Raw genomic sequence first — 14,311 nt, 5'->3', positions numbered from 1 at the left:
CATCGCCCAAAGAAAAACGGCACCGGGTTTCCGGTGCCGTTTTTTTCTGCCGCTGGCGCGGCAGGCTTACATCCCGACGTAGTTCGGACCGCCGCCGCCTTCCGGCGTCACCCAGACGATGTTCTGGGTCGGATCCTTTATGTCGCAGGTCTTGCAGTGCACGCAGTTCTGCGCGTTGATCTGCAGGCGCTCCTTGCCCGACGTCTCGTCCTGCACGAACTCATATACACCTGCCGGGCAGTAGCGCGACTCGGGGCCGGCGTACTTGTCCCAGTTGATGTTGACCGGAACGCTGGCGTCCTTGAGCGTCAGGTGCGCCGGCTGGTTCTCTTCATGGTTGGTGTTGCTGATGAACACCGAGCTGAGGCGGTCGAAGGTCAGCTTGCCGTCCGGCTTCGGATACTCGATCTTCTGGCACTCGGCCGCCGGCTTCAGGTACACATGGTCCGGCTTCACGCGGTGGATGGTCCACGGCGGGTTGCGGATGCCCAGCTTGGGCAGCAGCCATTGCTCGATGCCGGTCATCAACGTGGCGGTGGTGCGGCCCTTCTTGAACCACTGCTTGAAGTTCTTGGCCTGCAGCAGTTCCTTGTGCAGCCAGCTCTGCTCGAACGCGGCCGGGTAGGCGGCCAGCTCGTCGTGCTGGCGGCCGGCCTGCAGCGCGTCATAGGCGGCCTCGGCGGCCATCATGCCGGTCTTGATGGCGGCGTGGCTGCCCTTGATGCGCGAGGCGTTCAGGTAGCCGGCATCGCAGCCGACCAGCGCGCCGCCCGGGAACACGGTCTTGGGCAGCGACAGCAGGCCGCCGGCGGTGATGGCGCGCGCGCCGTAGGAGAGGCGCTTGCCGCCCTCGAAGTACTGGCGGATTTCCGGATGCGTCTTGAAGCGCTGGAATTCCTCGAACGGCGACAGCCACGGGTTGGTGTAGTCCAGGCCGACCACAAAGCCGACCGCGACCTTGTTGTCTTCCATGTGGTACAGGAACGAACCGCCGTAGGTGGCGGGGTCGAGCGGCCAGCCGGCGGTGTGCACCACCAGGCCGGGCTTGTGCTTGGCCGGGTCGATCTCCCACAGCTCCTTCAGGCCGATGCCGTAGCTCTGCGGATCCTTGCCGGCATCGAGCTTGAATTTCTCGATCAGCTGCTTGCCCAGGTGGCCGCGCGCGCCTTCGGCGAAGATGGTGTACTTGGCATGCAGTTCCATGCCCAGCTGGAAGTTGTCGGTGGGCTCGCCTTCCTTGTTGATGCCCATGTTGCCGGTGGCCACGCCCTTGACCGAGCCGTCTTCGTTGAAGAGCACTTCGGCGGCGGGGAAGCCCGGGAAGATCTCAACGCCCAGCGCCTCGGCCTGCTGGCCCAGCCAGCGCACGAAGTTCGACAGGCTGATGATGTAGTTGCCTTCGTTGTGGAAGCACTCGGGCAGCAGGGCCGGAGGCGTGCCCTTGGAGCCGGACTCGTTCAGGAACAGGAACTTGTCTTCGGTGACTGCCTGGTTCAGCGGCGCGCCCAGTTCCTTCCAGTTCGGGATCAGTTCATTGAGGGCGCGCGGGTCCATGATGGCGCCCGACAGGATGTGGGCGCCGGGCTCGGAGCCCTTTTCCAGCACGCACACGTTGACGTCGGCGCCTTTCTCCTGCGCGAGTTGCTTCAGGCGGATGGCGGTGGCCAGGCCGGCGGGGCCGCCGCCGACGATGACCACATCGTATTCCATGGCTTCGCGCGGGCCGAACTGCTCCAGGAGCTGTTGCTGATCCATTGTCTCTAACCCTCTATTTCTTTGCTGCTTGCTTGCAATTGTGGGAAATGCGGTGATCGTTTTGCCGAGAACCGGGCCAGCGCGCGGACGGGAGCCGCGGGTGGGTGAGTTGGCAGCGATTTGGGGTCCAAAGACTCCCGGATCGCGCGTTTTCCCTCTTTCCCTTTGCTGGTCAAGTTCTTAGAATCTCCGGCATTGTCCGGGACTCGCCACCCACAGGCAAGGATTTTTTTGGAACGGTCGTTCTTTTTTTTGATATGCTGCCTTCTGCTCCCGAATAGGCCGGAGGAGCTCCCGCACAAGAGGTAATCATGGGTTTGTCGATCAATCTGGAAGGCAAGGTCGCGCTGGTCACCGGCGCTTCAAGCGGGCTGGGCTCGCGTTTCGCGACGGTGCTGGCCGCCGCCGGCGCCAAGGTGGTGCTGGCCTCGCGCCGCACCGAGCGGCTCAAGGAACTGCGCGCGGCGATCGAGGCCGAGGGCGGCAGCGCCCATGTGGTGCGGCTGGACGTCACCGACCCGGACAGCATCCGCGCCGCGGTGGCGCATGCGGAGACTGAGGCCGGCTCCATCGACATCCTGGTCAACAACTCCGGCGTGTCGACCACGCAGAAGCTGACCGATGTGACCGCCGATGACTTCGATTTCGTGTTCGACACCAATACCCGCGGCGCCTTTTTCGTCGCCCAGGAAGTGGCCAAGCGCATGATCGCGCGCGCCAAGGGCGCCGAGCGCAACGGCAGCCCGCTGCCGCAGGCGCGGATCGTCAATGTCGCGTCGGTGGCGGGGCTGAAGGTGCTGTCGCAGATCGGCGTGTATTGCATGAGCAAGGCGGCCGTGGTGCACATGACCAAGGCCATGGCGCTGGAATGGGCGCGCCATGGCATCAATACCAATGCGATCTGCCCGGGCTATATCGATACCGAGATCAACCACCACCACTGGGACTCGGACGCGGGCCAGAAGCTGATCCAGATGCTGCCGCGCAAGCGCCTGGGCAAGCCGGAGGATCTCGACGGCCTGTTGCTGCTGCTGGCATCCGACCAGTCGCAATTCATCAACGGGGCTGTCATCACCGCCGACGACGGCATGGTCTGACCGCCTGATCGCTGACCCGGGGGCGCAAGGCCCCAGCTTCCCGGTTGCGCGCCAAAAGCGCCGTGGGATGGCCGGTTTGCACGCCCCAGGGCTTATCCGGTCCCCTTGGGTGCGCCGTAGTCAGCACACATCAATCATCAAAGAAAATTCGTGCGTGGCGGGCCAGTCTTGGCATAATCCGCCATGTCTGCAGATTAAGTCTTTACATACAAATAGAAAAACGCCGCGGTGGCCGCATGGCCCGAGCGGCCCGGACCGGAGGCCGGGGAGATGGAGCAACAAGAAGAGGCACGGCGCAACGCCGTGCCGCAACACGTCGTCGATTCCGCGGTGATCCCGCAGGCGGCCGACGAAGCGCAGGACGCTGATTTCCGGGTATCGCCCCGCATCGAGGACTGGATTGGCGTGATCGTGATGGTGCTGCTGGTCGGCATCACCTTCGCCAACGTGGTGGTCCGCTATTTCACCGACGAGTCGTTTGCCTGGACCGAGGAGTTCTCGGTCTTCCTGATGATCGTGCTGGCGCTGGTCGCCGGCAGCGCCGCGGTGGCGCGCGACCGTAATATCCGCATCGAATTCTTCTTCGAACGCGGCAGCGAGGCCCGCCAGCTGCGCCTGGCGTTCCTGTCGGCGCTGGCCGTGGCGGTGATGTTCATCGCGCTGGCAGTGCTGGGCGCACGCATTACCTGGGATGAGTACTCCTTCGGCGAGACCTCGCCGGGCATCGGCGTGCCGAGCTGGTGGTACTCGATCTGGCTGCCGGTGCTGTCGGCCGGCATCGCGCTGCGCGCGCTGGGGCTGGTGCTGCGCAACGTGCGCGCGCTCAAGGCGCTGCATGAAGGCAAGACCACCACGACGGAGAAGGCGCAATGACGTTCGTCGCCATCACTTTGTTCGTGGTCTTTATCGGCCTGATGCTGCTGGGCGTGCCCATCGGCGTGTCGCTGGGCCTGGGTGGCCTGGTTGCCATCGGCCTGTCCAACCTCGACACCCAGATGTTTGGCCTGCTGGCCGTGCCGCAGAACTTCTATGCGGGGCTGGCCAAGTATCCGCTGCTGGCGATCCCGATGTTCGTGCTGGTGGGGTCGATCTTCGACCGTTCCGGCGTGGCGCAGCGGCTGGTGACCTTTGCCATCGCCATCGTTGGCCGCGGCCCGGGCATGCTGCCGCTGGTGGCGATCCTGGTGGCGATGTTCCTCGGCGGCATCTCGGGCTCCGGCCCGGCCAACGCGGCCGCGGTGGGGGGCGTGATGATCGCGGCGATGTCGCGCGCCGGTTATCCGGGCTCGTACAGCGCCGCGGTGGTGGGCGCGGCAGCCGCGACCGACATCCTGATCCCGCCGTCGGTGGCCCTGATCATCTACAGCGTGCTGGTGCCCGGTGCATCGGTGCCGGCCTTGTTCGCCGCGGGCATGATCCCCGGCATCCTGGCCGGCGTGGCGCTGATCGTTCCGGCGGTGTGGCTGGCGCGCAGGCACAGCATGGGCGCGATCGAGGCCGCGCTGGCGCGCCCGCCGTTCTGGAAGAGCCTGCGCGAGGCCGCGTGGGGGCTGGTGGCGCCGTTCCTGATCCTGGGCGGCATGCGCGCCGGCTGGTTCACGCCGACCGAAGCCGCCGTGGTGGCGGTGGTCTACGGCCTCTTCGTCGGCATGGTGGTGTACCGCAGCATCGGCATGCGCGACCTGTTCACGATCTTCCAGGAGGCGGCCGAGACCTCGGCGGTGATCCTGCTGGTGGTGGCGCTGGCCGGCATCTTCGCCTATGCGCTGTCGACGCTGGGCGTGATCGACCCGCTCGCGCACGCCATCGCCAATTCCGGGCTGGGCGAGTACGGCGTGCTGGCGCTGATCGTGCTGCTGCTGATGACGGTGGGCATGTTCCTGGATGGCATCTCGATCTTCCTGATCTTCGTGCCGCTGCTGCTGCCCATTGTCAATGCCTTCCACTGGAACCCGGTGTGGTTCGGCGTGGTGCTGACGCTGAAGGTGGCGCTGGGCCAGTTCACGCCGCCGCTGGCCGTGAACCTGATGGTGTCGTGCCGGATTGCCCGGGTGCGCATGGAAGAAACCGTGCCCTGGGTGATCTGGATGCTGCTGGCGATGTTTATCGCCATGCTGATGGTGCTGGCCTATCCGCCGCTGGCGACCTGGCTGCCTGAGTACCTCGGCTACTGATGTTCCGCATTCACCAACAAGAATTGACGCTTTCCCGAGAGGAGATGAAATGAAACGTCGTGCCCTGATGCTCGCAACGGCTGCCGCCATTGCCGCTTCCGCCTTCGCCCCCGCCGGCGCAATGGCCCAGACCTACAAGTCCGAGTACAAGATGTCGCTGGTGCTCGGCCCGGCCTTCCCGTGGGGCAAGGGCGGCGAGATCTGGGCCGACCTGGTCAAGCAGCGCACCAACGGCCGCATCAATATCAAGCTGTACCCGGGCACCTCGCTGGTGGCCGGCGACCAGACCCGCGAGTTCTCGGCGATCCGCCAGGGCGTGATCGACATGGCGGTGGGCTCGACCATCAACTGGTCGCCGCAGGTCAGGGAACTGAACCTGTTCTCGCTGCCGTTCCTGATGCCCGACTACAAGGCGCTGGACGCGCTCACGCAGGGCGAAGTCGGCAAGTCGATCTTCACCACGCTGGAAAAAGCCGGCGTGGTGCCGCTGGCCTGGGGCGAGAATGGCTTCCGCGAGGTGTCCAACTCCAAGCGCGAAATCCGCAAGCCGGAAGACCTCAAGGGCATGAAGCTGCGCGTGGTCGGTTCGCCGCTGTACATCGAGACCTTCAACGCGCTGGGCGCCAACCCGACCCAGATGAGCTGGGCCGATGCGCAGCCGGCGATGGCCTCGGGCGCGGTCGACGGGCAGGAGAACCCGCAGTCGGTGTTCGCCGCCGCCAAGCTGTACACGGTGGGCCAGAAGTTCGTCACCACCTGGGGCTACGTGGCTGACCCGCTGATCTTCGTGGTCAACAAGCAGATCTGGGAAAGCTGGACCCCGGCCGACCGCGAGATCGTGAAGCAGGCCGCCATCGACGCCGGCAAGCAGGAAATCGCGCTGGCCCGCAAGGGCCTGGCCGAGCCGGGCGCGCCGGCCTGGAAGGACATGGAGGCGCACGGCGTCAAGGTTACGCACCTGACGCCGGCCGAGCATGACGCCTTCCGCAAGGCCACCGCCAAGGTCTACGACAAGTGGAAGAAGCAGATCGGCGCCGAGCTGGTGACCAAGGCTGAAGGCGCGATCGCCAAGCGCTAAGCCACGCAGAGGGCCCGCCAGACTCGGCGGGCCTGTTCTTTTGGAGGCTGTGATGAAGCACGTCTATACGGTGGTCATGCCGATCCGCTGGGGCGACATGGATGCCATGGGCCATGTCAACAACACCGTCTATTTCCAGTACCTGGAGCAGGCGCGCATCGAGTGGTTCGCGTCGCTGGGCCGTGGCGGCAAGGATGCAGGCGGGCAGGGGCCGGTCATCATCAATGCGCACATGACTTTCCTGAAGCAGCTGCGCTACCCGGGCGACATCGAGTGCCGCGTCTACGCCGGCCAGCTCGGCCGCACCAGCTTCGAAACCCGCATGGAAATCCGCCGCACCGACCTGCCCGACGTGGTCTGGGCCGAGGGCGGGGCCAAGGTGGTGTGGTGCGATTACACGCAGGAGAAGTCGGTGCCGGTGCCGGCAGAGATCCGCGCGATCATCGAGGGCTGACGCCCGCCACGGGGCTCAGTGGTTGACCAGCCGCTGCACCAGGTCCACCGAGGTACTGGCCCCGTACTTCTTCATCAGCCGCGCCCGGTAGATGTCCACCGTGCGCGGGCTGATCGCCAGCAGCTTGCCGATCTGCTTGCTGGTCTTTCCCTCCACCAGCTGCGCCGCGATCTCGCGTTCGCGCGCGGTCAGCTCGGCCGTGACCTGGCGCTTCTGCGACAGGTCCTCGAAAGTCCAGATCCCGGCGCCCAGCGGTTGCGTGCGGTCCAGCGCGCGCCCGGTGACATGGCACCAGAACAATTCCCCGCCGGCGCGCTTCATGATGCGCTCGTCCGAGTACATGCCGCGCGTGCCCATGATCGGCGCAATGCGCGCGCCGGTGCGCTCGAACTCGTCGGCGGTGGGGTAGAGCACCTGGAACGACTGGCCCAGCAGCGCTTCGCGCGTGGTGCCGAAAATGCGGCAGACCTCCTCGTTGCAGTCTTCGATCACGCGTTCGCGTGACAGCACCAGGCCCACGGGGGCGAGCTGGAAGGCGGTCTGGTAGTCGATTGCGGGCATCTGCTTATGTATTTTTACGTAATGGCGTAGCCGGCTGTGCTTGCGTATGCTGTCGGTCGGACGAGTTGCGGCGACTGTCGCCCGCCTGTTGCCGATTGTACCGTTACAATTTCCCTGCGTCGCCCGCTGCACAACCCGGTGGCGGGAAGAGCGACAGGGAACTACCGAGGAAGGAGCGAAGCATGAACAAGGTCTACGCCAGCGCCGCAGAAGCGCTTGCAGGCGTCGTCCGCGACGGCCAGACGATCGCCGTGGGCGGTTTCGGCCTGTGCGGCATCCCCGAGGCGCTGATTGCCGCGCTGCGCGACAGCGGCGCCAAGCAGCTGACCTGCATCTCCAACAACGCCGGCGTCGATGGCTTCGGCCTGGGCCTGCTGCTGGCCACGCGCCAGATCAGGAAGATGATCTCGTCCTACGTGGGCGAGAACAAGGAGTTCGAGCGCCAGTACCTGGCGGGCGAACTTGAGCTGGAATTCACGCCGCAAGGCACGCTGGCCGAGAAGCTGCGCGCCGGCGGCTCGGGCATCCCGGCCTTCTTCACCAAGACCGGTGTCGGCACCATCGTCGCCGAAGGCAAGGAAATCCGCGAATTCGACGGCCAGCAGTACGTGATGGAGCGTTCGCTGACCGCCGACGTGGCGCTGGTCAAGGCATACAAGGCTGACAGGGCCGGCAACCTGGTGTTCCGCCGCACCGCGCGCAACTTCAACCCGATGTGCGCCATGGCGGGCAAGGTCACCATCGCCGAGGTCGAGCATATCGTCGAGACCGGCGAGCTGGATCCGGATGAAATCCACCTGGCCGGCATCTTCGTGAAGCGCCTGGTGCTGAACACCACCCCCGAGAAACGCATCGAGCAGCGCACCGTGCGCGCGGCCAGCTAAGGAGACGCATCATGGCATGGACACGTGACGAAATGGCCGCGCGCGCCGCGACCGAGCTGCAGGACGGTTTCTACGTCAACCTGGGCATCGGCCTGCCGACGCTGGTGGCCAACTGGGTGCCCGAAGGCATGGAAGTGTGGCTGCAGTCCGAGAACGGACTGCTAGGCATCGGCCCGTTCCCGACCGAGGACGAAGTCGACGCCGACATGATCAACGCCGGCAAGCAGACCGTGACGACGCTGCCGGGCTCGTCGATCTTCTCGTCGGCCGACTCGTTCGCGATGATCCGCGGCGGCCACATCAACCTGGCGATCCTGGGTGCGATGCAGGTCAGCGAGAAGGGCGACCTGGCCAACTGGATGATCCCGGGCAAGATGGTCAAGGGCATGGGCGGCGCAATGGACCTGGTCGCCGGCGTCGGCCGCGTCGTGGTGCTGATGGAACACACCGCCAAGAAGAAGGACGGCACCGAGGACATCAAGATCCTGAAGGACTGCAACCTGCCGCTGACCGGCGTGGGCGTGGTCAACCGCATCATCACCGACCTGGGTGTGATCGACGTGACCGACGAAGGCCTGAAGCTGGTGGAAACGGCTCCGGGTGTCAGCCGCGAGGAAATCCAGGCCAAGACGGGCGCTCCGCTGCTGTAAGCGGGCTGAGCTCCGAAGCCTGGCAGGGCCCCTGAGGTGCGATGCGCCGCAGGGGCTTTTTTTCGGGTCGCTTCGCTTTGGAATTGCCCGGCCGGGCTACGCCAGCCGGCTGCACTCCCTAGCTCTTCCGGCGAATAGCCCGGCAACATCGCTGCGCACTAAGCTGGCTGCTCTCCGGCAAGGCGCAGACCCTGCCGCGGTCGAACCCTCACGGAAGGTGCGCCATGCCGGCTTCCCCGAACCAATCCTTGCCACTGGTCTACGCCTGCTCCGGCTGCTCCAGCGTCGCGCAACTGGCCAATGCCTGCGCGGTACGGCTCGACCGCGGCGGCCGTGCCGAAATGTCCTGCATCAGCGGCGTGGGCGGCGGCGTGCCGGCGCTGACGCGAGTGGCGCGCTCGGGGCGGCCGATCCTGGCGCTGGATGGCTGCCCGCTGGCCTGTGTCAAGGCCTGCCTGGCCAGCGTGGGCGTGGCGGCGGACCGGCACCTGGTGCTGAACCGACTCGGCGCGACCAAGCGCCAGCACGGCGCATGCACCGAGGCCGAGGAACAAGCGATCTGGGGAGAGGTAGAGGCGGCACTGGCGAGCCTGGCCGCCGCAGGCTGAAGCCCGGACGCGCCGTGGCGCGCCCGGTAGCCGCAGGTCAGCCTGCCTGCTTGTTGTAGCTGGCGAACACCGAAGCGGCGCCGTCCGCTTTTACGATCAGCACGTCGAAGGGGTCCTTGCGCGGACCCTGTTCCATGCCGGGCGAGCCGACCGGCATGCCCGGCACGGCCAGGCCGACGGCCTTGGGTTTTGCGGCCAGCAGCTTGCGGATATCCGCCGCCGGCACGTGGCCCTCGATGGCGTAGCCGCCGATATACCCGGTGTGGCAGGAGCCAAAGCGTTCCGGCATGCCGAAACGCTTGCGGTACACGCCGGTGTCCTCGACATCATGCACCGTCACGGTGAAGCCGTTGCTGCGCAGGTGCTTGACCCAATCCTCGCAGCAGCCGCACAGCGGGCTCTTGTAGACGTCGATGGCAAGCGGCTTGGCGGCTTGCGCCAGCGCGCCGGCCACCGGTGCCAGCGCCCCGGCCGAGACCGCGCCCAGCGCCAGCGCGCGCAGGAAACTGCGTCGTTGCATCGCTTGCTCCTTACTGCGCCACCCAGCCACCGTCCATGTTCCAGATCGCGCCGCGGACTTGGCGGGCTGCTTCGGACGACAGGAACACGGCCAGCGCGCCCAGCTCATCGGGCGTGACAAACTGTCCCGAGGGTTGTTTCTCCAGCACCAGCTCGCGCTTGGCCTGTTCCACCGGAATGCCCTCCTTCTGCGCGCGGGCTTCGACCTGCTTCTGCACCAGTGGCGTCAGCACCCAGCCCGGGCAGATCGCGTTGGCGGTGACGCCGGTCTGCGCGGTTTCCAGCGCGGTCACCTTGGTGAAGCCGACGATGCCGTGCTTGGCCGCCACGTAGGCGGACTTCTGCGCCGAGGCCACCAGCCCGTGGGTGGAGGCGACATTGATGATGCGGCCCCAGTCCTTCTGCTTCATGCCGGGCAGCGCCAGGCGCGTGGTGTGGAAGGCCGAGGTCAGGTTGATGGCGATGATCGCGTCCCAGCGCTCGGGCGGGAAATCCTCGATCGCGGCCACGTGCTGGATGCCGGCGTTGTTGACCAGGATGTCGGTGCCGCCGAAGTCGGACTGCGCGTAGCGCATCATGTCTTCGATCTCGGCCGCCTTGCTCATGTCAGCGCCGTGGTAGCCGACCCGGATTCCCTGGCCGGCCTGCGCGATCTCTGCCTTTGCGGCGTCCGCGTCACCAAAGCCGTTGACGATGATGTTGGCGCCCTGGGCCGCCAGCGCTTTCGCGATGCCGAGCCCGATGCCGCTGGTCGAGCCAGTCACCAGTGCGGTCTTGCCGTTGAGCATGTAAGCCTCCGTCGAGAGAAAGGGATGCCACAGAAGGGATGCCACAGGGTTGGCGGAGCGCGCCGTGGCGGTGCGCGGCCGCGCATGCGGGGCGCTGACACTGTGCTGTGGCATTGTACCCGCTGCGGCGTACAATCCAGCTTTGCTCAACCTCCGGCAGCGCCGTCTTTTTGCGGTCCGCGGTCCGGTTCGTCAGGGAGTCCAGATGTCTGCCAGTCCGCGTCTCGGTTTTGTCCAGTGCATCAGTCCGGCGGGCCTGCACCGCATGGCCTACCACGAGTGGGGCGACCCCGCCAATCCGCGCGTGCTGGTGTGCGCGCATGGGCTGACGCGCACCGGCCGCGATTTCGACGCCGTCGCCAGTGCGCTGTGCGGCGATTACCGCGTGGTCTGCCCCGATGTGGCCGGGCGCGGCCGCTCGGAATGGCTGGCCGATGCCAACGGCTACGTGGTGCCGCAGTACGTGTCCGACATGGTTACGCTGATTGCGCGGCTCAATGTGGAGAAGGTGGACTGGTTCGGCACCTCGATGGGCGGGCTGATCGGCATGGGCCTGGCGGGGCTGCCGAAATCGCCGGTGCGCAAGCTGCTGCTCAACGACGTGGGCCCGAAGCTGGCGCCGTCGGCGGTGGAACGGATCGGCGCCTACCTGGGGCTGCCGGTGCGCTTCAAGTCCTTCGAGGAAGGCCTGGCCTACCTGCAGACCATCGGCGCATCGTTCGGCCGCCATACGCCCGAGCAGTGGCGCGAGCTCAACGCCGCCATCCTGAAGCCGGTGCAGGGCACCGACGGCCTGGAATGGGGCTTGCATTACGATCCGCAACTGGCGGTGCCGTTCCGCAAGTCCACGCCCGAGGCCATTGCCGCCGGCGAGGCCGCGCTCTGGCGCAGCTTCGAGGCCATCGAAGGCCCGGTGCTGGTGGTGCGCGGTGCGCAGTCGGACCTGCTGCTGCGCGAGACCGTGGCCGAAATGGTGGCACGCGGCAAGCATGTGAGCTCGGTGGAAGTGCCCGACGTGGGCCATGCCCCGACCTTTGTCGATCCGGCGCAGATTGCGATCGCCCGGCAGTTCTTTACCGGGGCCTGATTGCATCGCATGCCGGCCTTGTTTTTATCAGTCAACGCATTGTCATGAGTAACCTTGAACTGAAGCGCGCCCACGTGGGCAAGCGGTTGTCCGAATACGCGGTCTATAACGGCGTGGTGTATCTCGCCGGTCAGGTGCCCGAGGTCGATCCCAAGGCCGATATCCGCGGCCAGACGCGCGAGGTCCTCGGCCATATCGACCGGCTGCTGGCCGAGGCCGGCAGCGACAAGACCCGCATCCTGTCGTGCCAGATCTTCCTGACCAATGTCGACCAGATCGGCGAGATGAACGAAGTCTGGGACGCCTGGGTGCCGCAAGGCAACACGCCCCCGCGCGCCACCGTCGAAGCCCGCCTGGCCAATCCCGATTACCTGATCGAAGTGGTGGTGACCGCTGCGCTCAACTGATGCAGGCGTTGTGACATGGTGACGTCCACCGACCTGACCGGTCGGGTCGCGGGCATTCCGGATGCCGAACTGGTCGAGCGCGCACTGGCCTACGTGCGCGAGCATGGTGCCGAGGTCGCGCTGCCCACCGGCGAGACCGTGCAGTCGCACGCGCAGGGCATGCTGCGCATTCTCGACGGCCTGCGCGTCGACGACGCCGCGCGCGCCGCCGCCTGCCTGTTCGGGCTGGTGGCCTTCGTGCCCGGCACCGAGGCCGAGATCGCGCCGCGCTTTGGCGACGAGGTGGCACGGCTGGTCGACGGTGTGCGGCAGCTGCTGCGCATCGGCGCCATTGCCGGCAGCCGCCCCGATGCCGAGCCCTCGAAGAACGAAGCGCAGGCGCGCCACGAGCAGGTCGAGGCGCTGCGCAAGATGCTGCTGGCGTTTGCGCAGGATATCCGCGTGGTGCTGGTGCGCCTGGCCTCGCGGCTGCAGACCCTGCGCTGGCTGGCCGAGACCAAGCAGGCGCCGCTGCCCGGCGTGGCGCGCGAAACGCTGGACATCTACGCGCCGCTGGCGAACCGCCTCGGCATCTGGCAGATGAAGTGGGAGCTGGAGGACCTGGCGTTCCGCTTCGAGCAGCCCGATACCTACAAGCGCATCGCCAAACTGCTGGACGAGAAGCGCATCGAGCGCGAAGGCTATATCGGCAGCGCCATCGAACGGCTGCAGTCCGAGCTGGCGACCGCCGGCATCCGTGCCGAGGTCAGCGGGCGGCCCAAGCATATCTACAGCATCTGGAAGAAGATGCGCGGCAAGGAGCTGGATTTTGCCGACCTGTACGATGTGCGCGCCTTCCGCGTGATCGTCGACGATATCAAGGACTGCTACACGGTGCTCGGTATCGTCCACCATATCTGGCAGCCGATCCCGCGCGAGTTCGACGACTACATCTCGCGGCCCAAGGCCAACGGCTACAAGTCGCTGCATACGGTGGTGATCGGCGATGACGGGCGCGCCTTCGAGGTGCAGATCCGCACCCACGAGATGCACCACTTCGCGGAATACGGCGTGGCCGCGCACTGGCGCTACAAGGAAGCGGGCAGCCGCGGCTATGCCGGGCAGTTCTCCGCCAGCGAGCGCTATGACGAGAAGATTGCCTGGCTGCGCCAGCTGCTGGCGTGGAAGGACGATGCCGACCACAGCGTGGCGCACGACGAATCATGGGAGCAGATCAAGCACGCCGCGATCGACGACCACATCTACGTGCTGACGCCGCAGGCGCGCGTGGTGGCGCTGCCGCAGGGCGCCACCGCGGTGGACTTTGCCTACTACCTGCACAGCGACCTCGGCCACCGCTGCCGCGGCGCGCGCGTGGACGGCACCATGGTGCCGCTGAACACGCCGCTGAAGAACGGCCAGACCGTGGAGATCATCGCGGTCAAGCAGGGCGGCCCGTCACGCGACTGGCTCAACGCGGACCTGGGCTACCTGGCCAGCAGCCGCGCGCGGGCCAAGGTGCGGGCCTGGTTCAATGCGCTCGATTCGCAGGAGACCATCGCCCAGGGCCGCGTGCTGATCGACAAGACCCTGCAGCGCGAAGGCAAGACCGCGGTCAAGCTGGAAGACCTGGCCACGCGGCTGGGCTTCAAGACGCCGGAGGACCTGTTTGCGGCAGTGGCCAAGGACGAGTTCAGCCTGCGCCACGTGGAGCACGCGCTGCGACACCCGGAGGGCGAGGTCCAGGTGCCGCTGAGCGAGGAAGACGCTGTCACCAAGAAGAGCCGCGCGACCAGCGTGGCGCGCGGCGCCAAGAGCGGCGTGCTGGTGGTGGGCGTGGATTCGCTGATGACGCAGATGTCGCGCTGCTGCAAGCCGGCGCCGCCGGACGACATCGTCGGCTTTGTCACGCGCGGGCGCGGGGTGTCGATCCATCGGCGCAGCTGCCACACCTTCCAGCAACTGGCCGGGCGCGCGCCGGAGCGGGTGATCCAGACCGAGTGGGGCCAGAAGAGCCACGCCGCGGTCTACCCGGTCGACATCCATGTCGAGGCGATCGATCGCCAGGGGCTGCTGCGCGATATCTCCGAAGTGCTGTCGCGCGAGAAGATCAACGTCACCGGCGTCAAGACGCTCTCCAGCAAGGGCGTTGCGCGCATGCAGTTCACTGCCGAAGTGTCCGAGGCCACGCAGCTGCAGCGCGCGCTGCAGTTGATCGAAGACGTGCAGGGGGTGTTGCAGGCGAAAAGAAAGTGATGCTATACTTGCGG

15 protein-coding genes are annotated in these 14,311 nt (G+C 66.4%); 11 read left to right on the top strand and 4 right to left on the bottom strand.

Annotated elements, in window-relative coordinates; translation table 11 throughout:
• Window positions 1-66 precede the first annotated feature (66 nt).
• The gene (locus AC3WLF_RS26775) at window positions 67-1,755 is read right to left on the bottom strand and encodes an electron transfer flavoprotein-ubiquinone oxidoreductase (RefSeq protein WP_492320478.1); all 1,689 of its coding nucleotides are present in this window, start codon (window positions 1,753-1,755) and stop codon (window positions 67-69) included.
• A 311-nt stretch (window positions 1,756-2,066) separates the two neighbouring features.
• On the opposite strand from AC3WLF_RS26775, the gene AC3WLF_RS26770 reads away from it, so the two are divergent.
• From AC3WLF_RS26770 to AC3WLF_RS26750, 5 genes are all read left to right on the top strand, one after another.
• Window positions 2,067-2,852: an SDR family oxidoreductase gene (locus AC3WLF_RS26770; RefSeq protein WP_010813116.1), complete on the top strand. Its 786-nt coding sequence runs from the start codon at window positions 2,067-2,069 to the stop codon at window positions 2,850-2,852.
• Between the two features lie 270 nt (window positions 2,853-3,122).
• Window positions 3,123-3,725: a TRAP transporter small permease gene (locus AC3WLF_RS26765; protein ID WP_492320479.1), complete on the top strand. Its 603-nt coding sequence runs from the start codon at window positions 3,123-3,125 to the stop codon at window positions 3,723-3,725.
• Window positions 3,722-5,026 (top strand): TRAP transporter large permease, encoded by a 1,305-nt coding sequence (locus AC3WLF_RS26760; RefSeq protein WP_492320480.1) that lies wholly within the window; start codon window positions 3,722-3,724, stop codon window positions 5,024-5,026. Before AC3WLF_RS26765 ends, AC3WLF_RS26760 begins: the two co-directional genes overlap by 4 nt.
• A gap of 49 nt (window positions 5,027-5,075) precedes the next feature.
• Entirely contained in the window at window positions 5,076-6,104 is a 1,029-nt protein-coding gene (locus AC3WLF_RS26755; RefSeq protein WP_492359052.1) for a DctP family TRAP transporter solute-binding subunit, read from the top strand.
• A 52-nt stretch (window positions 6,105-6,156) separates the two neighbouring features.
• Complete coding sequence (locus tag AC3WLF_RS26750; RefSeq protein ID WP_340529975.1) at window positions 6,157-6,558, top strand: acyl-CoA thioesterase; 402 nt, start codon at window positions 6,157-6,159, stop codon at window positions 6,556-6,558.
• Window positions 6,559-6,573: 15 nt separating this feature from the next.
• Here AC3WLF_RS26750 and AC3WLF_RS26745 read toward each other — a convergent pair whose 3' ends face one another.
• Window positions 6,574-7,119, bottom strand: a complete 546-nt coding sequence (locus AC3WLF_RS26745) for a LuxR C-terminal-related transcriptional regulator (protein WP_018310311.1) — start codon at window positions 7,117-7,119, stop codon at window positions 6,574-6,576.
• 182 nt (window positions 7,120-7,301) lie between these two features.
• Here AC3WLF_RS26745 and AC3WLF_RS26740 point away from each other — a divergent pair, with 182 nt between their 5' ends.
• The 3 genes from AC3WLF_RS26740 to AC3WLF_RS26730 all read left to right on the top strand — a co-directional run bounded on the left by AC3WLF_RS26740 (window position 7,302) and on the right by AC3WLF_RS26730 (window position 9,261).
• Entirely contained in the window at window positions 7,302-8,003 is a 702-nt protein-coding gene (locus AC3WLF_RS26740) for a CoA transferase subunit A (protein WP_492320482.1), read from the top strand.
• An 11-nt stretch (window positions 8,004-8,014) separates the two neighbouring features.
• Window positions 8,015-8,653 (top strand): CoA transferase subunit B, encoded by a 639-nt coding sequence (locus AC3WLF_RS26735; protein WP_010813109.1) that lies wholly within the window; start codon window positions 8,015-8,017, stop codon window positions 8,651-8,653.
• A 224-nt stretch (window positions 8,654-8,877) separates the two neighbouring features.
• The gene (locus AC3WLF_RS26730; RefSeq protein WP_492320483.1) at window positions 8,878-9,261 is read left to right on the top strand and encodes a putative zinc-binding protein; all 384 of its coding nucleotides are present in this window, start codon (window positions 8,878-8,880) and stop codon (window positions 9,259-9,261) included.
• A 37-nt stretch (window positions 9,262-9,298) separates the two neighbouring features.
• On the opposite strand, the gene AC3WLF_RS26725 is transcribed toward AC3WLF_RS26730, so the two are convergent.
• Window positions 9,299-9,781, bottom strand: coding sequence for a DUF411 domain-containing protein (locus AC3WLF_RS26725; RefSeq protein WP_010813108.1), 483 nt, complete (start codon window positions 9,779-9,781; stop codon window positions 9,299-9,301).
• A 10-nt stretch (window positions 9,782-9,791) separates the two neighbouring features.
• Window positions 9,792-10,568 carry a 3-hydroxybutyrate dehydrogenase gene (locus tag AC3WLF_RS26720; protein ID WP_492320484.1) on the bottom strand — a complete coding sequence of 259 codons (777 nt, stop codon included), beginning with the start codon at window positions 10,566-10,568 and terminating at the stop codon, window positions 9,792-9,794.
• 205 nt (window positions 10,569-10,773) lie between these two features.
• On the opposite strand from AC3WLF_RS26720, the gene phaZc reads away from it, so the two are divergent.
• The 3 genes from phaZc to AC3WLF_RS26705 are packed head-to-tail and all read left to right on the top strand — an operon-like array spanning window position 10,774 to window position 14,297.
• Complete coding sequence (gene phaZc / locus AC3WLF_RS26715; RefSeq protein ID WP_492320485.1) at window positions 10,774-11,655, top strand: 3-hydroxybutyrate-oligomer hydrolase PhaZc; 882 nt, start codon at window positions 10,774-10,776, stop codon at window positions 11,653-11,655.
• A 44-nt stretch (window positions 11,656-11,699) separates the two neighbouring features.
• Window positions 11,700-12,062, top strand: coding sequence for a RidA family protein (locus AC3WLF_RS26710; RefSeq protein ID WP_010813105.1), 363 nt, complete (start codon window positions 11,700-11,702; stop codon window positions 12,060-12,062).
• A 15-nt stretch (window positions 12,063-12,077) separates the two neighbouring features.
• Window positions 12,078-14,297 carry a RelA/SpoT family protein gene (locus tag AC3WLF_RS26705; RefSeq protein WP_492320486.1) on the top strand — a complete coding sequence of 740 codons (2,220 nt, stop codon included), beginning with the start codon at window positions 12,078-12,080 and terminating at the stop codon, window positions 14,295-14,297.
• The last annotated feature ends 14 nt before the right edge of the window (window positions 14,298-14,311 follow it).

Source organism: Cupriavidus sp. FW306-01-F10A, assembly GCF_058782785.1.
This window is presented reverse-complemented; position numbering and strand designations above follow the sequence as displayed.